Annotated in this window: 18 protein-coding genes; 8 read left to right on the top strand and 10 right to left on the bottom strand. The window is 70.6% G+C overall.

The window, feature by feature from the left end; genetic code table 11:
- From ACTJJP_RS17325 to ACTJJP_RS17310, 4 genes are all read left to right on the top strand, one after another.
- On the top strand, positions 1-447 hold a 447-nt coding region (locus ACTJJP_RS17325), incomplete at its 5' end, for an ATP-binding cassette domain-containing protein (RefSeq protein ID WP_440776231.1).
- The gene (locus ACTJJP_RS17320; RefSeq protein ID WP_440776230.1) at positions 444-1,529 is read left to right on the top strand and encodes an ABC transporter permease; all 1,086 of its coding nucleotides are present in this window, start codon (positions 444-446) and stop codon (positions 1,527-1,529) included. The genes ACTJJP_RS17325 and ACTJJP_RS17320, both read left to right, overlap by 4 nt.
- Before the next feature lie 64 nt (positions 1,530-1,593).
- The gene (locus ACTJJP_RS17315; protein ID WP_440776229.1) at positions 1,594-2,583 is read left to right on the top strand and encodes an ABC transporter substrate-binding protein; all 990 of its coding nucleotides are present in this window, start codon (positions 1,594-1,596) and stop codon (positions 2,581-2,583) included.
- A 337-nt stretch (positions 2,584-2,920) separates the two neighbouring features.
- Positions 2,921-4,384, top strand: a complete 1,464-nt coding sequence (locus ACTJJP_RS17310; RefSeq protein ID WP_440776228.1) for a mannitol dehydrogenase family protein — start codon at positions 2,921-2,923, stop codon at positions 4,382-4,384.
- A 134-nt stretch (positions 4,385-4,518) separates the two neighbouring features.
- On the opposite strand, the gene ACTJJP_RS17305 is transcribed toward ACTJJP_RS17310, so the two are convergent.
- The 5 genes from ACTJJP_RS17305 to ACTJJP_RS17285 all read right to left on the bottom strand — a co-directional run bounded on the left by ACTJJP_RS17305 (position 4,519) and on the right by ACTJJP_RS17285 (position 11,236).
- A complete protein-coding gene (locus tag ACTJJP_RS17305; protein WP_440776227.1) occupies positions 4,519-5,736 on the bottom strand; it encodes an alpha/beta hydrolase family protein in 1,218 nt (405 codons plus the stop codon).
- A 64-nt stretch (positions 5,737-5,800) separates the two neighbouring features.
- Positions 5,801-7,453, bottom strand: coding sequence for an alpha-amylase family protein (locus tag ACTJJP_RS17300; RefSeq protein ID WP_440776226.1), 1,653 nt, complete (start codon positions 7,451-7,453; stop codon positions 5,801-5,803).
- Between the two features lie 251 nt (positions 7,454-7,704).
- On the bottom strand, positions 7,705-8,676 hold the full coding sequence (locus ACTJJP_RS17295; protein WP_440776232.1) for a LacI family DNA-binding transcriptional regulator: 972 nt from the start codon (positions 8,674-8,676) through the stop codon (positions 7,705-7,707).
- Positions 8,677-8,918: 242 nt separating this feature from the next.
- The gene (locus ACTJJP_RS17290) at positions 8,919-9,806 is read right to left on the bottom strand and encodes a hypothetical protein (protein WP_440776225.1); all 888 of its coding nucleotides are present in this window, start codon (positions 9,804-9,806) and stop codon (positions 8,919-8,921) included.
- Positions 9,807-9,859: 53 nt separating this feature from the next.
- A complete protein-coding gene (locus ACTJJP_RS17285; protein ID WP_440776224.1) occupies positions 9,860-11,236 on the bottom strand; it encodes an FGGY family carbohydrate kinase in 1,377 nt (458 codons plus the stop codon).
- A gap of 119 nt (positions 11,237-11,355) precedes the next feature.
- Between ACTJJP_RS17285 and ACTJJP_RS17280 the strand changes: the two genes are divergently transcribed.
- On the top strand, positions 11,356-12,552 hold the full coding sequence (locus ACTJJP_RS17280; RefSeq protein WP_440776223.1) for an HAD-IA family hydrolase: 1,197 nt from the start codon (positions 11,356-11,358) through the stop codon (positions 12,550-12,552).
- A 426-nt stretch (positions 12,553-12,978) separates the two neighbouring features.
- Here the strand turns inward: ACTJJP_RS17280 and ACTJJP_RS17275 are convergent, their stop codons facing one another.
- Complete coding sequence (locus ACTJJP_RS17275) at positions 12,979-13,560, bottom strand: hypothetical protein (protein ID WP_440776222.1); 582 nt, start codon at positions 13,558-13,560, stop codon at positions 12,979-12,981.
- A 194-nt stretch (positions 13,561-13,754) separates the two neighbouring features.
- Between ACTJJP_RS17275 and ACTJJP_RS17270 the strand changes: the two genes are divergently transcribed.
- Complete coding sequence (locus ACTJJP_RS17270) at positions 13,755-14,636, top strand: carboxypeptidase-like regulatory domain-containing protein (protein WP_440776221.1); 882 nt, start codon at positions 13,755-13,757, stop codon at positions 14,634-14,636.
- Between the two features lie 290 nt (positions 14,637-14,926).
- Positions 14,927-16,027 carry an NAD(P)-dependent alcohol dehydrogenase gene (locus ACTJJP_RS17265; RefSeq protein ID WP_440776220.1) on the top strand — a complete coding sequence of 367 codons (1,101 nt, stop codon included), beginning with the start codon at positions 14,927-14,929 and terminating at the stop codon, positions 16,025-16,027.
- Between the two features lie 127 nt (positions 16,028-16,154).
- Here the strand turns inward: ACTJJP_RS17265 and ACTJJP_RS17260 are convergent, their stop codons facing one another.
- The gene (locus ACTJJP_RS17260) at positions 16,155-16,529 is read right to left on the bottom strand and encodes a hypothetical protein (RefSeq protein ID WP_440776219.1); all 375 of its coding nucleotides are present in this window, start codon (positions 16,527-16,529) and stop codon (positions 16,155-16,157) included.
- Positions 16,530-17,452: 923 nt separating this feature from the next.
- Between ACTJJP_RS17260 and ACTJJP_RS17255 the strand changes: the two genes are divergently transcribed.
- Complete coding sequence (locus ACTJJP_RS17255) at positions 17,453-17,752, top strand: hypothetical protein (RefSeq protein ID WP_440776218.1); 300 nt, start codon at positions 17,453-17,455, stop codon at positions 17,750-17,752.
- Positions 17,753-17,801: 49 nt separating this feature from the next.
- On the opposite strand, the gene ACTJJP_RS17250 is transcribed toward ACTJJP_RS17255, so the two are convergent.
- The 3 genes from ACTJJP_RS17250 to ACTJJP_RS17240 form a co-directional block, all read right to left on the bottom strand.
- Positions 17,802-20,618 carry an FAD-binding and (Fe-S)-binding domain-containing protein gene (locus ACTJJP_RS17250; protein ID WP_440776217.1) on the bottom strand — a complete coding sequence of 939 codons (2,817 nt, stop codon included), beginning with the start codon at positions 20,616-20,618 and terminating at the stop codon, positions 17,802-17,804.
- An 82-nt stretch (positions 20,619-20,700) separates the two neighbouring features.
- Positions 20,701-21,690, bottom strand: coding sequence for a 1-phosphofructokinase family hexose kinase (locus ACTJJP_RS17245; RefSeq protein WP_440776216.1), 990 nt, complete (start codon positions 21,688-21,690; stop codon positions 20,701-20,703).
- The gene (locus tag ACTJJP_RS17240) at positions 21,687-22,559 is read right to left on the bottom strand and encodes a class II fructose-bisphosphate aldolase (RefSeq protein WP_440776215.1); all 873 of its coding nucleotides are present in this window, start codon (positions 22,557-22,559) and stop codon (positions 21,687-21,689) included. Before ACTJJP_RS17240 ends, ACTJJP_RS17245 begins: the two co-directional genes overlap by 4 nt.
- Between the last annotated feature and the right edge of the window lie 227 nt (positions 22,560-22,786).

The raw sequence follows: 22,786 nt of genomic DNA, 5'->3' as shown, positions 1-22,786 counted from the left end.
ATCCGCCGCCCGGGCCTGGCGGGGGCGTTGGGGTTCATGAAGACCAAGGACATGGCCGTCGCCTCCCGCGCCGCGTTCGATGAGCTCGGTGCGACCGTGCGCTCGCTGACCTCCCCGGTGGGGGAGATGTCGGGTGGGCAGCGGCAGGCGATCGCGATCGCCCGCGCCGTGCACTGGGCCGGACGCCTCGTCTTCCTCGACGAACCCACCGCCGCCCTCGGGGTGCGTCAGACCAAGAACGTGCTCGAAACGATCCGCCGGGTGCGGGACAAGGGCATCGCCGTCGTGCTGATCTCGCACTCGATGCCGCACGTGATGGAGGTCTGCGACCGCATCCAGGTGCTGCGCCTGGGAACTCGCGTGGCGAACATCGACGCCAAGAACACCTCCATGGAAGAACTCGTCGGACTCATGACCGGCGCCGTCACGAAGGACGACTCCAAATGAGCACCACGACCCCCCCCACCGAGACCGTCGCCATCGGCACCTTCGACGACAACAAGAAGACCAACCCGTTCGTCGCCGTGCTGCGCACCCAGGCGTTCCAGATCCTGCTGGTACTGCTGGCGATCATCATCGTGTTCAGCATCCTCGCCCCCGAGTCGTTCGCCCAGTGGTCGAACTTCCGGCTGATCATCCAGAACGCCTCGATCCTCGCCGTCCTCGCGGTCGGCATGACCTACGTGATCATCACCGCCGGCATCGACCTGTCGGTGGGCTCCGTCCTCGTCTTCTCCGGCGTCGTCGCCGCGCTCGTCATGCGGGCGATGGGTGGCGAAGGCTGGGGCGTGGCCATCGTCGGCATCATCGTCTCGATCCTGAGCGGCGTGTGCTGGGGGCTGTTGAACGGCTTCCTCATCGCCAAGGCGAAGATCCCGCCGCTCATCGTGACGCTCGGTTCGCTCGGCATGGCCCTCGGTCTCGCGCAGATCCTCACCGGCGGCGTCGACGTCCGCGACGTGCCCACCGTGCTGACCGTCTCGATCGGGTACGGCAACGTCTTCGGCTCGGTGCCGATCATCAGCGTCATCGCGCTGGTCGTCGTCGTCATCGGCGCGATCGTGCTGCACTACACGCGCTTCGGGCTCTACACGCTGGCCGTCGGATCGAGCGAGATCGCGGCCCGCCGCGTCGGCGTGAAAGTCGACGCGCAGCTCATCAAGATCTACACGATCTCGGGTGCTCTGGCCGGGCTCGGTGGCATCCTGTCGCTCTCGCAGTTCTCCACCACCGCGATCGCCGGACAGACCCAGACGAACCTGAACGTCATCGCCGCGGTCGTCATCGGTGGCACCTCGCTCTTCGGTGGCGTCGGAACCATCATGGGCACGGTCGTCGGCCTGTTCATCCCGGCGGTGCTGCAGAACGGCTTCGTCATCACCGGCGTGCAGCCCTTCTGGCAGCAGGTCGCCGTCGGCGCTGTCCTCATCACCGCGGTCTACGTCGATCAGGTGCGCCGTACCGCCGCGACCCGCGGCAACAGCCAGGGCCTTTGGCGCAAATTCCTCAGCGGAGGTCGGCGCGGCTGAGCCGCGGCGGCATCCATTCCTCCACCCCTTACCCAGAACCCGACACACAAGAACGGTGATCACAATGAAGTGGAACAACAAGGCGACCGCACTGACGGTCTTCGGCATGGCAGCAACCCTGACCCTCGCGGGCTGCTCCGGCGGCGCGGCCTCCGGCGGCGCCTCGGGCGGCGCCGAGGATGGGTACAAGATCGCGTTCGTGCAGGGCGTCGCCGGAGATGAGTTCTACATCTCCATGCAGTGCGGCATCGAAGCCGAAGCCGAAAAAGAAGGCGCCACGGTCACCACCCAGGGCCCGGAGAAGTTCGACCCCACCCTGCAGAAGCCCATCGTCGACGCCGTCGTCGCCTCCCAGCCCGACGCGCTGCTCATCGCCCCCACCGACGTCTCGGCCATGCAGGCCCCCATCGCCGCGGCCGAGGCTGCGGGGATCAAGGTCGTCCTCGTCGACACCACCCTGGAAGACCCCTCCGGTGCGGTGTCGCAGATCTCCTCCGACAACGAAGGCGGCGGAGCCGCCGCGTTCGAAGCCATCCAGAAAGCCAACCCCAACGGCGGCAAGGTCCTCGTCGTGTCCACCGACCCCGGCGTCTCCACCACCGACGCCCGCGCGCAGGGCTTCGAAGACGCCGTCGCGAAGGACACCAAGTTCGAATCCGTCGGGGTGCAGTACTCCCACAACGAACCCTCCACCGCCGCTGAGATCGTCACCGCCGCCCTGCAGAAGGACCCCGACATCGTCGGCATCTTCGCCGCCAACCTCTTCGCCGCCGAAGGATCCGCCACCGGCGTCCAGCAGGCCGGCAAGCAGGGACAGGTCACCATCGTCGGCTTCGACGCCGGCCCCGCCCAGGTCAAAGCCCTCGAAGCCGGCACCGTCCAGGCCCTCGTCGCCCAGGAACCCGCCACCATCGGCTCCGACGGCGTCAAGCAGGCCATCGCCGCCCTCAAGGGCGAAGCCACCGAGGAGAAGATCCAGACCGGGTTCACCATCCTCACCAAGGACAACATCACCACCGACGGCGCCGACGCCGTCTACAAGTCCTCCTGCTGAAACCACGGATGCCGGGACCCCGCACACACGCCAGGGTCCCGGCATCCACCCCTCCGCCTCACCCGGTTCAGGGCGTCCGCGACTCGGCGCTCCGCGCTCGCGCAAGACCCCCTCAGCCCGCGTGAGGGGTCAAGATCTGTCGCCTTGCGGCCCCCGAAGCGACAGAAACTGACCCCTCACGCAAGAACCCCGGACCCCGAAACCCCGCGCCCATGCCCGACGTCCCCGCATCAGCCCCCACCTTCCTCCGCGTGAGGGGTCAAGAAATGTCGCCGGGCAGCCCATGAGGCGACAGAAAACGACCCCTCGCGCCCGATTCGACCCACCGGAGCTCCGCATGACCGACCTCACCGCCGCCGCCCTCCCCACGCTCGCGGGCGCCGTGTCCGTGCCGAGCTACGACCGTTCCGCCGTGCGCTCGCGGATCGTGCACTTCGGCGTCGGCGGGTTCCACCGCGCGCACGAGGCGATGTACCTCGACCGCCTGCTCGAGGCCGGGCACACCGAGTGGGGCCTGTGCGGTGTCGGCGTGCTGTCGTTCGACGCGCCGATGCGCGATGCCCTCGCCGCGCAGGACGACCTCTACACGCTCGTCACCACCGCCCCCGAGGGCTCCTCCACAGCCCGCGTGGTCGGGTCGATCGTCCAGTACCTCTTCGCCCCCGACGACCCCCAGGCCGTCATCGTCAAACTCGCCGACCCCGACACCACGATCGTCTCGCTCACCATCACCGAAGGCGGCTACGGGATCGACGACGCCACCGGCGCCTACGCCCCGCGCGACGAACTCACCCTGGCCGACCTCGACGGCTCGGCTCCCCCGCGCAGCGTCATGGGTCTGCTGACCGAGGCCCTCCGTCGGCGCCGGGATGCCGGCATCCCCGCCTTCACCGTCATGTCCTGCGACAACATCCAGGGCAACGGCCATGTCGCCCGCGCCGCCCTGCTCGGCTTCTCCGAGCGCCGCGACCCCGAGCTCGCCGTCTGGATCGCCGAGAACGTCTCGTTCCCGAATTCCATGGTCGACCGCATCACCCCGGTCACCACCGACGAGACCCGAGCGGCGATCGCCGAAGAGTTCGGCATCCGGGATCGCTGGCCCGTGCGCTCGGAATCGTTCGAGCAGTGGGTGCTCGAAGACGCCTTCCCCGCGGGTCGGCCCCCGTTCGACGAGGTGGGCGTGCAACTCGTCGCCGATGTCGAACCGTACGAGCTGATGAAACTGCGCCTGCTCAACGCCTCGCACCAGGCCATGAGCTACCTCGGAATCCTCTCGGGTGCCGAGTACGTGCACGAGGTGTGCACCGATCCGCTGTTCGTGTCGTTCCTGCAGGGGTACATGCACCACGAAGCGATCCCCACTCTGCGGCCGGTGCCGGGTATCGACCTCGACGCGTACTGCGACCAGCTCATCGAGCGGTTCGGCAGCGAGGCCATCCGCGACACCCTCGCCCGCCAGGTCGTCGACGGCTCCGACCGGCTGCCGAAGTTCCTGTTGCCGGTCGTGCGCGAACAACTCGCGAACGGCGGGCGCATCGATCACGCCGCCCTCGTCCTCGCGGGGTGGAGCGTCTTCCTCGAGGGACATACCGAGTCGGGCGAGCCGACACCCGCGGTCGACAGCCGTCTGGACGAGCTGCGCGCAATCGTAGTAGACGACCCGGCGTCGCTGCTCGACTACGCGCCCGTGTTCGGAGACCTGGGGAAGAACTCACGCCTGCGCGAGGCGTTCCTCGCCGCGCGCGCGGCGCTGGCCGAGCGCGGGGCGCGCGGGGCGATCGCGGGCGTCCTCGGCGCCTGAGCGCCGGCCCTGTCAGGGGCCCGGCCCCTTCGACAGGCTCAGGGACCTCCGGACAGGCTCAGGGACGTCCGACAGGCTCAGGGACCTCCGACAGGCTCAGGGACCTCCGACAGGCTCAGGGACCTCCGACAGGCTCAGGGATCTTCGACGACGCAGCGACCACCATGCGAACCCAGGTGGCTGAGCCCGTCGAAGCCACCGGCACCCGCGCGATCCCCGACCCATCGGCGGTCGCCCAGCCAGCCGGCGATCGTGTCGTGGAAGCGCTCCGGCTCCTGGTTCGCCTCGTTGCAGTGACCTGTGGCGTCGAAGGCCACGAGCTCGGCATCCGGATGCCGTTCGACGAACGCCGCCGATCCCGAGAAGGGCACGACGGGGTCGACGCGGCTGTGCACGATGAGCGTCGGCACCCCGGGCCCGGGCCGCGAATCCCCCACCCACGTCAGGGCGTGCGCGTCGACCGCCTCGACGAGGCCGAGGGCCCGCGCACCGAGGCGGCTGCCGAGCACGCGCATCGACGCCGCCGCGACCGTGCGCGGCAGGTGGGCGCTCACGACGGCGTTGTCGACGACCCGCGGCCAGTCGAGCGCCGGGGCGACGAGGACCAGTCCCACGATCGCCTCGCGATGCGGGGACTGCTCGAGCGCGAGCATGGCGATCGTGCCACCCATCGACCACGCCACCAGCACGATCTCGCGCGCACCGCTCGCGACCGCATAGGCGATCGCGTCGTCGACGTCGCGCCACTCGCGCGTGCCGAGGCTCGAGGGCAGGGCGTCGGCGGGTGCGCACTCCTCGTCGCCCGCGTACGACACCACCAGCGACATCCACCCGGCATCCGTCGTCGCCGGCGCCGAACGCAGGGCGCCGTTGCGACTCGAGCGCAGACCGTGCACGTGGATCGTCCAGCGACCGGCCGCTCGTTCGCGATCACCGATCTCCCACGCCTCGGCGGTGCCGCCGCGGCGAAGGGCAACGGCGACGTGGCGGGTGGGGCCGACGTCCTCGGGAGCGCCGATGTTCTGCGACGTCCACGCGGCCGTCGCCTCGCCGTCGGCGAGCCCCTGCGGCCGCACGAGGATCCTGCGGATCACGCGGTCGCGGTCGACCCGCACGACGTCACCGACGGGCAGGTGCAATCCGTCGTCGAACCGCAGTCCGTAGACGCCGGGCTCCCGACTGTCGTCGACGACCGGCACCGACACCGTGTCGCCCTCGATGAACACCGGCGCGAACACCTTCGGTGCGCGCGGCGCGACGAGTCGACGGGCGACGTAGGCCGCGAGCGCGGTATGGGCCGCGAGAACCGTGCCCGCGACGACCGCGGTGCCGACGGCGATGGATCGGATCATGCGCGAACTCCCGTGAGCTGTCGGGTGAGGTGGGCGTCGACGTCGAGCGGAAGCGACACTCCAGTCAGGCGATCCGCCTCTCCCCCGGCCGGATCACCCGCCACCAGCGGTGCCCGTACCCGTCGAGCGACACGTCGAAGCCGCCGCGCTCGAGCGTCTCCGCGCCGGAGTCGTCGTCGAGGAGGTTCACGACGCTCCAGCCTTCGGCATCCGCCCCCTCGATCTCGAGGCGGAACGTGCGACCGTCGGGTGCGAAGTTGTGCGCCGCCACGAGCATGCCGAGCTCGCTCGTCACCGAATGCGCGAGCACGCACGTGTGCGGTTGATCCAGGATGCCGAGTTCCCCCCACCCGATCTCGGGCGAGGCGCGATAGTGCCGCACGAGGTTCTGCACGAAGCGGAGCATGGAGTCGGGATCGTGTCGCTGCTGCGCCACGTTGACGTGCTGCGGGCCGAAGCCTCCGGGCACGATGTCGGCGATGAGCTCGTCGGCGGGCGAGAAGCCGGCGTCATCGGCGCCGGTCCACTGCATGGGGGTGCGCACCGCCGCCCTGCTGCCCTCGATCGCGGGGTTCTCCCCCATGCCGATCTCTTCGCCGTAGTACAGCACCGGCGATCCCGGCAGCGAGAACATGAGGCTGTAGACCATGCGGATGCGGCGCGGGTCGCCCTCGAGCATCGACGGCAGGCGCCGGGTGATGCCGCGCCCATGGATGCGCTGGCCCTTCTCCGGAGCGAAGGCGGCGAAGACCTCGTCGCGCTCGGCCGGGCTGAGCTGGTCGAGGGTCAACTCGTCGTGATTGCGCACGAAGTTGCCCCACTGGTTGCCGCGCGCGATCTCGGGCCGCGACTCGATCGCCTCGCGCAAGGGCGCGGCATCCTGTCTCGCGAGGGCGAGGTAGAGACGCTGGTTGGCGACGAAGTCGAACTGCATCGTCAGCTCGTCACCGTCGGCGTCGCCGAAGAACCGCATCTGCTCGTCGTACGGCAGGTTGACCTCGCCGAGCATCATCGCGTGGCCGCTGCGTCGCGAGACGTAGCCGCGCAACTCCCGAAGGTACTCGTGCTCGGGGCCGTCGTCACCGTCGATGACGAACGGCACGGCATCCACCCGGAACCCGTCGATGCCGAGCTCCAGCCAGAAGCCGATGGCCTTGGCGATCTCCTCCCGCACCTCGGGGTGGTCGGTGGCGAGGTCGGGCTGGTGCCGGTAGAACGAGTGCTTGTAGTACTGACCCGCCGTCTCGTCGAAGAACCAGACACCGTCTTCGACGTCGGGGAACATGCTCTCGGGAGCGTCGGCCGGAACGTCGTCGCGCCACTGATAGAAGTGCCGGTAGCGGCTGTCGGGGCTCGTCCGGGCTTCCTTGAACCAGGGATGCTGGTCGGAGGTGTGGTTGACGACGAGGTCGACGATCACCCGCATGCCGCGATCGTGCGCGGTGCGCAGCACCTCCACCATGTCGCCCAGCGAGCCGTATCGGGGGTCGACGCCGTAGTAGTCCTCGATGTCGTATCCGTTGTCGCGCTGCGGCGAGGGGTAGAACGGGGCGAGCCACAGGCAGGTCACGCCGAGTTCCGCGAGGTGGTCGAGCCGCTGCGCGAGACCGCGCAGGTCGCCCACGCCGTCGCCGTCGGTATCCAGGTACGTCTTGACGTCGAGGTTGTAGAAGACCGCGGTCTTCCACCACAGGTCGCTGGTGTCGGTGAGCCTCATGCCGTCACCCCGGCTTGAGCGTCGGTGCGGCGCAGAACACGTAGGAAGGTCGTCATCGGAGCCCTCTTCTCGGGAGCGGTGGCGGCTGGTTCCTCCGTTCTATCCGGCGCACCTGATCGCGCGCATGCTCTTGCCTCGGCCGGGACGATGTGCGTCGGAACAGAGGTCCCTGAGCCCGTCGAAGCGACCGGAGCCCACGATGACCCCGGAGACTTCGACGAGCTCAGCCACCTCGCCGAGAGGGAGCCCGGTCAGACGCGGCAGGACTCCCGCTCGACCAGCGACACGTCGATGACCGTGACCTCGTCGAGCCCGAGACCGGCGTCGGGCTCGAGCCGCGCGAACACCCGCTCGGCGGCGAGCGCGCCGATGCGGCGGGGGTCCTGGTCGATCACGGTGACGGCGGGGCTGAGCGTGTCGGCCATGGGGAAGTCGCCGAAGCCGACGAACGGCAGCGGGTTGCCGCGCAACACGTGCGCCAGCGCCATCGACGAGCGGGCGTTCGCCGAGAAGATCGCGGTGGGCGGCGCGTCGAGCGCGCGGAGTCTTTCGAGAGCGGATGCCGCGGACTCGCGGTCGGACACCTGCGAGGCCACCAATCGCTCGTCGACCTCGACCCCGGCCTCGCGTAAGGCTCGACGCCATCCCTCGACGCGCTTGGTCTCGGTGGAGAGGTGGACCATGTCGCCGAGGTAGGCGATGCGACGGTGTCCGTGCGAGAGCAGGTGGGCGGTGGCGAGGTGGGCGCCGGCCTCGTCGTTCTCGGTGAACGTGTCGGTCACCAGCCCCGCCGGCGCGCGGTCGACGAAGACGATGGGGGTGTGCCCGCGCCACCGTTCGAGCCACGAGTGGTCGGTGCCGACGGGGGCGATGACGAGCCCGGTGAGCTGGCGACCGAGGAGCGATTCGAGGGCTGCCCGCTCGTCGGCGGGGTTCTCGCCGAGGCTCGTGACGAGGGTGGACAGGCCGTGGCGCCGCGCGGTGTCTTCGACGCTGCGGGCGATCGCGGCGAAGAAGGGGTCGACCACGTCGGGCACTGCCACGCCGATGACGGAGGCGCGACCCGCACGGAACGTGGTCGCCAGGGCGTTGGGCACGTAGTTGAGTTCGCGCATCGCGGCCTCAACGATCGCCCGGGTGTCGGGCAGCACGTGGGGGTCGTCGTTGAAGACCCGCGAGACGGTCTTGGTGCTGACACCCGCGCGCAGGGCGACATCGCGCATCGTCGTCACGAGGCACCTCCGGGATGTGGGCGAGTGGCGGCTTCGACGTGCAACTTTATCGGCCGGTCACGATCGACTCGCGCCGGGGCGGCGAGGGCCGGCACCGCTCCCCACCGGGAGAGAGGTGAGCCCTCCCGCCCGGCACCGTGGCATCCGTCCCCCGCGTGCACCCGCGGCGACACGCACCGACGGACGCCGGACGCGGTCATGGACGCACCCGGTGCCGGGCGGTCGAGCTCATCTCAGCGGCCGTCGACGGCGTCGGCGAGCTCGCGCAGGCGAGGCAGGGCGCGGCCCGAGAGAAGCTCCTCGCGGCGGTCGGCGTCGATCGAGAGGCTGTCCTTCCACAGCGACCGGCCGGCCATCGCGCCCGACGCGCCGTTCGCGACGGCGGTGCGCACCTGCTCGATGAAGGTCTCGTGGTCGACACCGGCCGACAGCACGGCCCACGGCACGCCCTGGGCGACCTCGGTCACGCGGGCGCTGGCCTCGGCGGAGCCCGGGTACTGCAGCTTCAGGACCTTCGAGCCGCACGCGACGGCGAGGGCGGCGCCGTCGACGACGAGGTCGGCGAACTTCGCCTTGTACTCCTCGTCGCTCTCGCCTTCGAGCTGGTAGGTGAGCAGCTCGACGATGAGCAGCAGGCCCTCGGCCTCGCAGGCGGCGACGAGGTCGCGGATCTCGTGGGCGACGCGAGAATCGGCATCCTGCTTGTCGGGGCGGGTGTACCAGAGCATCTTTGCGACGTCGGCACCCTGTTCGCGGATGGAGTGCGGCGTCGCTCCGGGAACGTACCGCGTGTACTTGAGGCCGTCGACCGTCTCGGCACCCGAGGCGTCGAGACCCACGACGAGGGCGGTGTCGCGGTCGAGCACGCCGTCGTCGACGATCTGCGGCAGCGCGACCTCGGGGTCGAGCAGGATCGCGGGGGCGTGGTTGGCGAGGTGGCGCACGAGGTCGGCCTTCACCGCGGCGAGCTCCTCGCGCGAGATGGCGTCGGAGCCGCTGGGGGCGTCCTTGATGGCGGCCTTCATGCCGTTGCGCTGGTCGGCGGCGACGATGAGCATGTGGCCGTCGGGGGTGCTGATCGACTGGAGCGCGCGGCGCTCGATCGTGGTGAGTTCGTTCATGATCTCTCTTCTCTGGGGTCTGTTCGCTCGGCTGGCGCGAGCGGGGTCTGGGGTCAGGAGGGGACGAATGCCGAGACCAGGCGCCGCGCCATGTCGGCCGCGCCGTACGCGACGTCCTGCTCGCGGGTGGACAGGGAGGGATCGGGCAGCACCTCGGCGCGGGCGCGGCGGACGCTCGCCATGCCCGCCCATCCGCCGGTGAGGGTGGAGCGGGTCGCGGGCGCGACTTCTCGGTCCATCGCGGCGATGAGGGCGGCGACCTCGTCGTTGCTGTGCCGCAGCACCGCGCCGAAGATCTCGGCCGGCGAAGCTTCGGTGTGCAGGGTCAGGCGCAGCACCCCGTCGTCGTTGCGGGCGCCGGTGACCTCGATGGCACCGGCGGGCAGCTCGCCCTCGAAGGGCAGCGCCATCACGGCGGCATCCAGCGCGTCGCGGCCGGCACGGTCGCTGATCCCCGCCGCGTGCAGGGCACGGCGCAGCAGCAGCCCGGTCTTCACCCCGGCGACGAGCACGTGTTTTCCGGGCACGACGTGGCGCACCTCGTTGATGAGCGCGTCGGCCAGACGCCGGCGGGCGGCGAAACCGAGTGGCGCGTCAAGCACCCGCAGCAGCACCTCGGCGGTGCCGAGGGAGACGTGGTAGCTGTCGGCATCCATGGTCCCGTTGGCTTGGGCGGCGACGAGATGGTCGTGGCCGGCGACGGTGAGGGCGGCGCCCGCGACGCGCGGCCCGAACGCATCGGATGCCACACCCCAGGGCAGTCCGCCCCCGCGCAGCGGCGGGAGCAAAGTGTCGTCGACGCCGAGCGCGTCGAGCATGGCCGGCCACGCGGCGCCGGAGTCCTGGTCGATCAGCCCGGTGCGGGATGCCAGCGAGAGCTCGAGCGCGACATCGCCGCCGAGGGCCGCGACGACGAACTCGGGCAGGTCGAGCCAGCGGAGACCGGCGAGGTCGATTCCCTGGTCGCGCAGCCACGCGAGCTTGGCGACGCTCACCTGGGCGCCGAGGGGCAGGCCGGTGCGACCGGCGAACTCCTCGCGCACCTGCGGAGGGAACGCCGCGATCTGCTCGAGTCCGCGCGGGTCGAACCAGGCGAAGCCCGGGCCCGCGGCGGCACCGTCGGCGTCGATCAGGATGCCGGTCTCGCCCATGCCGGCGACGGCGAGCGAGGTCAGCGGCGCCATCGTCTGCGGTTCCAGCTCGGCATCCACCAGACCGATCAGCGTGCGGATCGAGGCGAGCAGATCGGCGGCGTCGATGTCAGTCGTTCCGCCGGTGCCCACGCGCCACGGGGTGGGCACCTGGGCACCCGCGATCTCGGTGCCGTCGTCGTCGATGACGAGCATCTTGATCGCGGTGCTGCCGAGGTCGAGCCCGGCGTGAAGGCCGGTGGACGCAGCGAGCGGAGTGCGCGCGGCGGCCTGGGTCATGTCACCGGTGTCTCGCACGAGCGGCCGTCCTCTCCGAAACTTCTTCGAGCCCCGGAATTCCAAGCATGACACCGGTGACTTGCTACGTCTATGGTGGGGGTATGCCGACGCCGTGTCAAATGCCCGAATTCCTCGCCGTCGTCGTCGCCGGCACCGCCGGCAGCGGCAAGAGCACGCTCGGTCGGGCGATCGCCGAGCGCCTGCGGGCGCCTCTCATCGACCTCGACAGCGTGACCACGCCCCTGCTCGACGCCCTGCCCGACGGCGTCCTCGGCGACCACTGGCTCACCTCGCCGCACGCCCCCGCGATCCGCGCCGGGCGCTACGCCGCCCTCCGCGCCACCGCCGCCGACGCACTCTCCACCGCGGGTCGCGTGGTGGTCGTGGCGCCGTTCACCACCGAGCTGACCGGCGGCCCCGAGTGGGACGCCCTGCGTGAGGCTCTCTCCCCCGCCGAGCCGCACGTCGTGCACGTCGACGGAGACCCCGCCGTACTGGCATCCCGCCGCTCCTCACGCGGCGCCTCTCGCGACGCGCACCGGCCCGACACCGCCCCCGTGGCCCCCTCGATCCCCGTGACCGCCGTCGACGCCGAACTGTCGACGGCGCAGCAGCTGGCCCGCGTCCTGCCGGCGCTGGGGATTCGGCGGCCGGTCGACGCGGATTCCGAGATCTTCACGCGCGAATTCGACGCCGTGCTCTTCGACCTCGACGGCACGCTGGTGGACTCCACGGCATCCGTCGTGCGGTCATGGCGCCGTTTCGCCGAGCACTTCGACGTGTCGATGGAGGCCCTGCACGCCAACCACGGGCAGCCCGCGCGCACGCTCGTCGGTCACCTGCTGCCCCCCGACCGTCACGCCGAGGCGCTCGCCCACGTCACCGACCTCGAGGTGACGGATGCCGTCGGGCTGCTCCCCATCCGCGGAGCCGACACGTTCTTCGCCTCGGTGCCGGCCGAGCGGCGGGCCATCGTCACCTCGGGCTCCGTGCCGATCGCGACCGCCCGCCTCGCCGCGTCGGGGTACGAGCGTCCCGACGTGTTCGTCACCGTGGACGACGTCGTGCAGGGCAAACCCCACCCGGAGCCGTTTCTACTGGCCGCGTCCCGCTTGGGCGTCGACCCGACCCGCTGCCTCGTCGTCGAGGACGCCCCCGCCGGTATCGCCGCGGCTCGTGCGGCCGGGTGCTCGGTGATCGCTCTGACCGGCACGACGGCCGAGGAGGATCTGACCGCGGACCTCGTGGTGGACGGGTTGGATGCCGTGCGGGTGGAGGTGACGGCGTCGGGGGCGTTGCGGTTGGTGCCTGCCTGACCCCGACGGCGGAGCCACGGGCGGCCTTTCGGAACGGGAGGACGTCCCAGTCCGCGCGCCCTCGGGCCGGAGGCCCCGCCTTCTAGACATGGCGCCACGGCTCCCCCAGGGCAACGCGCCGCCGAGATAAGAACAACCGATGCGAAAGGGTCGGGACCCGTTATGCACGGTCCCGGGTTTCGCAACGGGGTTTTGCATCGATCGCGTCCGCGAGTCGACGGGCTTCTCGATGCGCGTCACGCGCGTGATCATGAGCGGTGCGAAACCGATCGGTTTCGCCCCACGTCCGACCGCGACGTGTCCGCGCTGATCCGCCAAAAATCCCTACGACTATCCGGTGAGGACCCATGGGTTCCACGGCTTGCCTGTCTCGCCGAGAAGGTCAACACACGATGGGGCGCCGATACCCGGCGCCGCGTGAGGAGGTCAGGCGAGCGGCGGGCCGATGACGGCGTCCGTCGCGGCTTTGGTCGGTGCGAGGATCACCGCGTCGCCGGTGAAGAGGAATGTCTGGCGGTAGCGGCCGTCGATCTTGTACGTCAGATAGGTTCCATGCGGGCCGTCCTCTGTGAACCAGGCGCCGTCGGCGGTGAACTCAGCGACCAAGGCGTCCCAGTCCGCCCGTGAAGCTGGCGACCAGTCGTAGAAGTTGTCGGAATCTTGTCCGGCAATGCAATTCGCCCCCTGTGCCAGGACGGGCATCGGCGGGAGCTGGACTGCCCCTTCGGGCAGCACCAGCGGAGCCACCGTCACATTCGACGACGGGTCCATGATGTTCTCGCACGTCGCCGATACGCGGGCAGAAGCGGGAGCGGTCAGGCGATCGTCAGCACTGGCGGAGGTTGAGGGGCTGAGCGAAGGGGAGGTGGCCGGGGACGGCGCGGCCGACACCTCTGTCTCTTGTGTCGGGCTGGATGCCGGCACACATGCTGTCACCCCCAGCGCGGTTATGGCCGTGAGAGCGAGTGCAGCCGCCGCCTGTGCGACGCGAGAGAAAGAAGTGCTCACGAATGTCACCATATCCGCGTCGATATCCACCCCTCGACCGCCGCAGATAAGGACCCACGGACGCGCGACGCGAGTCATGACCGGTACACCCGACCTTTGTCTCGCAGCCGAATCCACAGCACGTAGCCGTCGACGACATCGCTCCCCTAGGGTCAAAACCGATGGGAGCACCGTGCTCCCGCTGGGGGATCGTCATGTCGTTGTTTTCACGCGCTACCGTCCGAAATTCGATCGTCGCTGCGGCGGCCGTCCTGATCGCGGGTTCCGGGGTTGCTGTCCCCGCCCACGCCGCCACGCCGGAGGCGACCGGCACCATCTCCGGTCACGTGCTCCTCGAGGGGCCTCCGGATTACCCTCCGACCGCAGGGACAGAGGTGTACCTCTTCCCGCCCACGGTGAGCTCGGAGACACCGACCGTCATCGCAACGACCACCACCGACGGCACCTTCACCGCCGACGTCATCCCCGATCTGAGCTACGTCGTCGCCGCACAGGTCGAAGACGGCGTGCACGTGCCCCGCAACCTCGGGGCGACGAGCAGGTACGATCCGGGGACCGCCTTCACGGTAGCCGCGGGCGAGACGTTGGTCCTCCCCGCATATGTGCTGCCGCTGGGCGCGACGATCAGCGGCCACGTCAAGACCGACGACGGTGCTCCCGTCCCGGTGGGGGCCTATCAAGAGTTCGTCGGCTACACCGATACCATGACGGACGAGAACGGTGACTACACCATCCGAGGCTTGGACCCCACACCCAACCTGGACACCTACATCGTCGGCTTCGGCTCCGACGGAGACGGCGGGATGGCGCAGTGGTGGCGCAACAGCCCCACCATGGACGGCGCTGAGACCATCGTGATCACCAGCATCGACGACGCCGTCACCGGTATCGACGCAGACCTGCGCACCCCGCGAGCGAATCCGCTCGACTCCGCCCCCTGCCTCGACCGGTCCACCCTGACACTCGCGAAGGCCACCACCGCCGCCCGTGCCTACCTGCGCGCTCACCACGACCTCGCCGCGCTGAAGACGCTCACCCGCGCCGACGTGCGGCATTACCTCGCCCGCTGCGCCTGATCGCTCGCTCCGCCTGAGCGGCCGCCGGCATCACGCCGACGGCCGCTCACGTCCGCTGTCCGTGCGCACTCCGCGCGAGACCGCCAGCGCTGCGGGCCGCTACCGCCGCACGCTCCACCGGAGGAAGGGCGCGATCACGGCTCGCTCATGAATGATCGTGGGCGCCCCCTCGCCACCACCCCTGCCGGTCGCGAATGATACCGGCATCCCTCGAAAACACCAGGGGCCGTCTCTCGTGAGGAGCCTTTCCTACCGTTCTGGGACGCACTCGTCCTGACCTGAGGAAGACCATGTCCCGCAACATCGGCTACGCCACCCCCGACAAGAACACCCCCCTCGCGCCCTTCGCCTTCGACCGCCGCGAGGTGGGCCCTGAAGACGTGCGCATCGACATCGCCTACTGCGGCGTCTGCCACTCCGACGTGCACCAGGCCCGCGACGAGTTCGGCGGCGCCCTGGCGACGCTGTGGCCCTGCCTCCCGGGCCACGAGATCGCCGGCACCGTGGCCGAGGTGGGTTCCGAGGTGACCCGCTACGCCGTCGGTGACCGCGTGGGCGTCGGCTGCCTCGTGTACTGGGGCGACGAGTCGCAGCGCGGCGTGAGCGAGGAGCAGTACCAGAACCCGCCCGCGATCTTCACCTACAACGGTCAGGATCCCGACACCGGAGACGTCACCCTCGGGGGATACTCCGACGAGATCGTCGTCAACGAGCACTTCGTGCTGCGCATCCCCGACGCCATCCCGCTCGAGCAGGCGGCTCCGCTGCTGTGTGCGGGGGTCACGACGTGGTCGCCGCTGGCGCACTGGAACATCGGTCCCGGCAGCGTCGTCGCCGTCGCCGGTCTCGGCGGACTCGGCCACCTCGCCGTGCAGTTGGCGAAGGCCCGCGGCGCTGACCGCGTGATCGCGCTGACCACCAGTCCCGACAAGGCCGATGCCGTCCGGGCCCTCGGGGCCGACGAGGTGCTCGACATGACCGACGAGGATGCCGTAGAGGCGCACGCTTCGAGCATCGATTTCGTGCTGTCGACCATCCCGACGCCGTTCGACATGAAGCCCTACCTCTCGCTCATCCGCCACGACGGTGCGCTGGTGACGGTCGGCATGCTCGAGCCGATCCACGAGGAGGGCATCGACTTCGGCTTCGTGTCGATGAACCGCATCACGATCGCCGGTTCGCTCATCGGCAGCATCGCCGAGACGCAGGAGGTGCTCGACTTCGCCGCCGAGCACGGAATCGCCGCCGAGGTGAAGGTCATCCCCGTGCAGCAGGTCAACGAGGCCTTCGACGAGATGGTCGCCAACGACATCCGCTTCCGCTTCGTGATCGACAACAGCACCCTGGATGCCGACCGCGACGGCGCCGCGGACCTGCCCGCCTCGCAGTGAGCGATGAAAGGGGACGCGTCCGCTCAGGCGCGTCCCCTCAGCGGGTCGCCTTCACCAACGCCTCCAGCGGGTGCAGGTCCCGATTGGCCGAGCCATCCACCGGTGGAACAGCGCTACACCGGCAGCGTCAGGAGAAGAGCTGACGGAGCGCGTCGAGATCGCCGGAGTCGACGACCTTCTGGACCGCGTCGATGGTGTTCGGATTCACGAACATGCCTCTGAGGGTGTCGTTCCAGACGGCTTGCACGGTGTCCACGTCACCGGCATCGACTGCCTTTCCCGCTGACTCGATCGCCTGCTGGTACGGAATCTGTTCGAATCCGGCGGGCGCGTCATCGGGTCCGAAGTACGGCACCCAAGGAGTGCCGGGGTCGGGGGTCAGCCAGAGCACCTGCTCCGGCTGGATCGTGCGCACGTGGTTCATCGAGCCGAGGGTCGGGTACGCGCAGAACCGTTCGGCGATCACCGCCTCCACGTCGCCAGGCTCAACGGTGTAGGTCACGAGGGTGCCGTCCTCATCGAAAGTCACCTCGCCCCGCGCGAACTCACGTGCGCCGAGATCCCGCAGCGTCCCCCGCCGCTCCAGATAAGGACCCCTCGTGGAGCCGTAGACCTCCGACATGCCCGAGCAGGTCTCCGGATCGGCCGATTGCGGCGCCGGTGTCGCTCCCGTCACCGGCTCGGCGACAGCCGTGGGAACGGATGCCGTGGACGACTGAACTGCCGTCGGCGCTGCCGCCGTGCAGCCGGCCAACGCCGAAGCCGTCAAAGCGAATACGGCGAGTACAGGGGTGACCTTGGACGTGCCGGACATGACGCCATACTGACAGACCTGTTCCGCTTCACGACGTCAGATGTGATCGTGGCAGCCGCCGGGAATTCGATAGCGGCCACCGCCGGGCTGCGCAGCGGGGGCGTGGCTCCGCGCCGCGGTGCCCACTGCAAGCGGATAACGACCGCGGTCGCGCGGGAGAGGTCGGGGCTGTGATCGCCGGCATCGACGAAGCCGTCACCGGGGTTCAGTGACTGAAGCGTTCCCGCCACCACGTCCTAGGCCGGCGGAGGATCTTCTGGGGGAGATTCCGCGTCGCGGTCGTCCTTCCCCCGGCCCAGGAACGCCAGGATCGGGTCGACGAGCGCGGCGAGAGCCTCCCAGACGGCGCTCATCGGTTCAGGCGCCCTCGCGCCCGCCATCGCCTGAGTCCCTCTGCCACGACCGAATGCTGGCAGCGGCGCATCGCTGGCCACCACCCCTTGCGATCTATTCCCGCACCGTGCATTTTCGCCGCTCCGAATGGAGCCAAGCGGATCGGTTTCGCACCACGGACCCCCTCCGTTTGTATAGCTCTAGGCAACCCCGAACTCGACCTCGACACTGAATTTCAGATGGGCCGTGCGGCCGTCGGTCACCGTCGAAGAGGCATCATGGACGATTCCAACCTGCTCCGCCGCGAGGACCGTCTTCGCCGCGAACTCGGCGATCTCGAGCAGCAGGTCGAGTCCTCGATCGCGAACGCTCTCCGCGTGCCCGGGGGTGGCCTCGGGCACGCGGAGTTTCAGGATCGTTTGCAGATCCGCGCCAATGAGATCCGCGCAGAACTCGGTCTCGCCACGCAGCCCGTCGGCAACCCGCCCGGAAAGCCCCGGCGGTGGCATCGGTGGCTTCTGTGGCTCTCGCTCGGCGCGGCCCTGGTGGCGATGGTGGCCGTCTTCGTTTCCCGGTGACCGGCGACGCCGACGTGCGACGGGGACGCGCCCGTGAGGACGCGTCCCCTCACCGCGTCGCCCGCTCCAGCAGCTCCAGCACGTGCACGTAGGACTCCCCCGTCGCCTTCGTCATGCCCAGCTCGCACGTGCGATTGCATGAGGCGTGCGCGTCGGCGCCCCAGCCCTCGACCTCGGCCGCCTCGGGGGCGGTCGCGGCCTCGGTCAGCTCGGGGTGCAGCATCCCGCGGTCACCCGCGTAGGCGCAGCAGCCCCACGCGTCGGGGACGCGCACCTCGGATGCCACGGCTTCGCCGACGGCCCGCAGCGCCGGGTCGATGCCCAACTGCTTCGACGAGCACGTCGGATGCAGGGCCAGCAGCTCCGCCACCGGCGTGGGACTCAGTACCGGAAGAAGCGTGGATGCCGCGAAGGCCACGGCATCCACGACCTCCACGCCCTCCTCCCGCAGCGTCGCCGCGAATCCCTCGGTGCAGCTCGACGCGTCGCACACGATCGGCAACGCACCATCACGCGAGGCCGTGCGCACGGCGGCACGCACGCGCGCCGTCATCGTGGCGTGGCCCTTCGCGTAGCCCTTCGACGACCAGGGCGTGCCGCAGCACAGCGCATCGATGCCGTCGGGCACCACCGCCGATACCCCAGCGCGCTCGAGCAGTCGCACGAACGCCGCGGTCGCCCCGATCCCGTCGACGGAGGCCGCGCCGAACATACTGCCCACGCACGCTGGCAGGAACACCGCGATCGGCTCCACCCCCGAGGCCCCGACGACGGACCCCAGCGACCGGCGCGAAGCCCCACCCGACGGCAGCTCCGCCGAGTACCGCGGCACAGTGTCGGTGCCGAGTACCGCGCGGGCGGCATCCGTCACCGTCCGCACGACGGGCATGGGAACCGCCGCAGCCACGGAGAGCGCCGCCGACCCCGCCCGCGTCACCGCGCCCCACCCGGTCGCCGCGGCCGACCATCCCGCGGCCAGTACCGGGTTGGCATCCTCTCGACGGAAGCGTTTCATCAGCGTCCCGGTGTTGATGAGCACGGGGCACGCCGTCTGGCACATGCCGTCGACGGCGCAGGTCTGCACGGCGTCGTAGTCGTAGTCCTTCTCCAGCTCGGCGACGAGGGCTCCGTCGCCACGCTCCCGGGCGGCAACCGAGGCGCGCCGCACGACGATCCGCTGCCGGGGGGTGAGGGTGAGCGACCGGCTCGGGCACACCGGCTCGCAGTATCCGCACTCGACGCACCGGTCGGCCTCGGGCTCGATCGACACCGGCGCCTTCAGGTGGCGCATGTGCGCCCCGGGGTCGTCGTCGATGATCACCCCGGGATTCAGGATGCCGCTCGGATCCAGCAGCCGCTTGAGCTCGACCATCACCTCGTACAACTCGTCGCCGTACTGTTGCCGCACGTACGGGGCCACCGCGCGGCCCGTGCCGTGCTCGGCCTTGAGGTTGCCCCCGGCCTCGAGCACGAGGTCGACCATCGCGTCGGTGAAGCCTTCGAAACGCCCGAGGGCCCTCGCCCCCTCGAACCGGTCGGTGAGCATGAAGTGGATGTTGCCGTCTTTGGCGTGGCCGAAGATCACGCTGTCGGCGTAGCCGAATCGCGCGAACAGCTCCTGCAGTCCCTCGCACGTGTCGGCGAGGCGCTCGACCGGCACGACGACGTCTTCGAGCAGCGCCGTGGTGCCCGAGGGACGGGCGCCGGCGACCGAGGCGTAGAGGCCCTTGCGGAAGGTCCACGCGGCGGCGCGCTCGGCGGGGTCGCTCGAGAACCGCGCGGTCTCCCGCAGGTTCTCGTCCGCCAGCACCCGTGCGCCCGCCGCCGCGAGCTCCCGGAGCACGAGAGCGTCGTCCGCGTGATACTCCACGAGCAGCGCCGCCTGCGTCGTCGCCTCGAAACCGTGGATGGCGGCGGGAGTGCCGGCCAGACGCTGGCCGACGCGCAACGAGGTGGCATCCATCAGCTCGAGCGTCGCGGCCCCGGTCGCGACCAGCGCGGGAAGGGAGCGCGTCGCGGCGTCCAACGTGGGGAACACCGCAAGCGTGGTCGCGATCGCAGGGCGGATCGGCACCGTGCGGAAGGTCGCCTCGGCGACGAACGCGAGGGTACCCTCCGACCCGACGACGAGATGCGCGAGCAGGGCCGCGGGAGTGTCGAAGTCGAGGAACGCGTTGAGGGCGTACCCCATGGTGTTCTTCATCGCGAACTGCCGCTCGATGAGCGCGACGCTCGCGGCGTTCGTGACGACCCGCTCGCGCAGGCGCATCAGCCCCTCGACGAGGGCGGGCTCGCGCGCGCGCAGCAGCGCGTCGGCGTCGGGCGCGGCCGTGTCGACGACGGTCCCGGATGCCAACACGAGCACAAGTCCCTCGAGGGTGCGGTACGAGTTCTCCACCGTCCCGCACGCCATTCCGCTGGAGTTGTTCGCCACGACCCCGCCGATGGTGCAGGCGGCCTCGCTCGCCGGATCGGGCCCGAGACGGTGCCCGTGACGCAGCAGTCGCGCGTTCACCTGGCGCACCGTCGCACCGGGCTGCGACCGCACGCGGCGGCCTCCGTCAAGCACGTCGACCCGACCGAACCCCTGTCGCACGTCGACGAGCAGCCCCGCCCCCGACGACTGCCCCGACAGGCTCGTCCCGCCCGAGCGGAACGTGACGGGGGTACCGGATGCCGTGGCCCCCCGCAGGATCGCGCCCACCTCGAGGGCGTCGGCGGCGATCACCACGGCATCCGGAGTGAGGAGGTAGTGAGAGGCGTCGTTGGCATAGGCGACGCGGTCGATCGCGCGGGTGCGGATGCGCTCGACGTCGGAGACGGCCGCGGCGATCTCGGGGGCGATCTCGGTCGCTGTCAGGGTCATGCGTCGTCCTTCGAGGTGAGCGGTCGGCGGGGGCGCGGACCGGCGGCGTCACGCCCGCCCGCGCTGCCGGACTCGACGCCGCTCACGCCTCCCCCTCGTCGGTCAGCACGCGCGAGAGGTCGGGAGTCGTCTCGACCAGGGCCCGGATGCCGACCGGCGGCCCCGCGACGATCGTCGACGCGTGAGCGACGGCGTGCGCCCCCCACTCGGCGGCCGAGGCGGCGGCCACGGTCAGGGGATCAGCGCTCGCGGCGGGTTCGCGCGTGAGGCCGAGGAGGAATCCCGCGAGGGCCGCATCCCCCGCCCCGGCGGTGTTGGCGACGAAGGGAGCCTCGGCGCGTGCGAAGACCGCTCGGTCGGCGGTGACGGCGATGAGACCGTCGGCACCGAGGCTGGCCAGCACGGTCGTCACTCCACGCGACACGATCTCGCGCGCGGCCGTGGCGACGTCGCCGAGCGAGCCGAGGGGTCGCCCCACCGCGGCCGACAGCTCCTCGGCATTGGGGGTCAGCAGGTCGATGCCGGCGGGGTCGGTGAGCAGCGCGTCGAGGGCCGCTCCACTCGTGTCCACCGCGATACGCGCCCCGTGCTGCCGTGCCACCGCGCGGACGTCGGCGAGGTCCACCAGGGCACCGGTTTCGGCGAGTTCCGGCAGACTGCCCGAGACGACGAGCCACGGATCGGTGCGCGCGGCGAGCTCCGCGCCCAGCGCCGAGATGGCGGCATCCCAGGCCTCCGGCGACAGCGGCGGGGTGGGCGCGTTGACCTTGGTGGTGGCGCCGGCGGCGTCGATGATCGAGGTGTTCACGCGCGTTGCGCCCGGCACCTCGACGATGCGCAGCAGGGGGGCGGTGAGACCGCATCGGGCGAAGCGCACGTCGTCGGCGCCGAGCACGACCACCGCCGCGGTGTCGGCGCCGCCCGCGGCGAGGGCTGCCGAGACGTTGACGCCCTTGCCGCTCACCTCCCGCGTGTAGCTCTCGGCGCGGGTGAACGCCCCGCGGCGCAGGGTGGCGATGCGGTAGGTGGCGTCGATCGCCCCGGCGGCGGTGAGGGTGACGATGCCGGTCACGCGCCCGCTCCCCCTGCGACGATTCCGGATGCGGCGTGGCCGGCCGCGGCGCGCCCCGAGATCACGTCGATCAACCGGCGCACCTCCGCGGCCACCGCCGCGCGGCCCGGTGCGAGCCACCGGCGGGGGTCGATGGCATCCGGGTCCCGCTTGAGCTCCTCGCGCACCGACGCGGTCAACACGGTGTTCAGGTGCGTGCCGATGTTGATCTTGCGCATGCCCGCGCGAACGGCTCCGTCGATGCCCGCGTCGGCGACTCCGCTCGACCCGTGCAGCACGAGCGGCACCGGCAGCGCTGCGGCGAGCTCCGCGATGAGGTGCTCGTCGAGTCGGGCGCTGCGCTCGCGCATGGCGTGCTCGCTTCCGACGGCGACGGCCAGCGCGTCGACACCCGTGGCGCTGACGAAGCGCACCGCCTCGTCGACGTCGGTGCGCACGCCGGGTGCGTGGGCGCCCTTGCCGCCGATCTCACCGAGCTCAGCCTCGATCCAGGCTCCGGCGGCGTGCACGCGTGCGGCGACGGCCGCCGTGCGCTCGAGGTTCTCGGCATCCGTCAGCTGGGAGGCGTCGAACATGACCGAGCGGATGCCGACGGCCAACGCCTCGTCGACGAGCGCCTCCTCGGTCGCGTGGTCGAGGTGCACCGCGACGGGCACGCGCGCGGCCTCGGCGAGACGAAGGGCCGCGGAGCCGGCGGGGGCGAGACCCCCGTGGAACGCGATGGCGTTCTGCGAAAGCTGCAGGATGACGCCGGTGTCGGCAGCCTCGGCCCCGGCGACGATCGCCTCGGCCACCTCGAGGGTGATGAAGTTGAAGGCCCCGACCGCGCGGTGCGCGGCGAGCAGTTCGGGCATGTCGGCCAGGGGCACGGCGGTGTCTTTCTCGTCGGGGGCGGGGTGGGCGCGAGCCCGGTGGCTGAACTCGTCAGGGCGTCAGCTCGGTGGCTGAGCTTGTCGAAGGCTCCGGGCGGAGCGGCTGGGGTCCCGGTCCCTTCGACAGGCTCAGGGACCTCGCGTTCGCGGGGGCCCGGTGGCTGAGCTTGTCGAAGGCTCCGGGCGGAGTGGCTGGGGTCCCGGTCCCTTCGACAGGCTCAGGG

Source organism: Microbacterium sp. 22296 (assembly GCF_052045385.1).
GTDB lineage: Bacteria > Actinomycetota > Actinomycetes > Actinomycetales > Microbacteriaceae > Microbacterium.
This window is presented reverse-complemented; position numbering and strand designations above follow the sequence as displayed.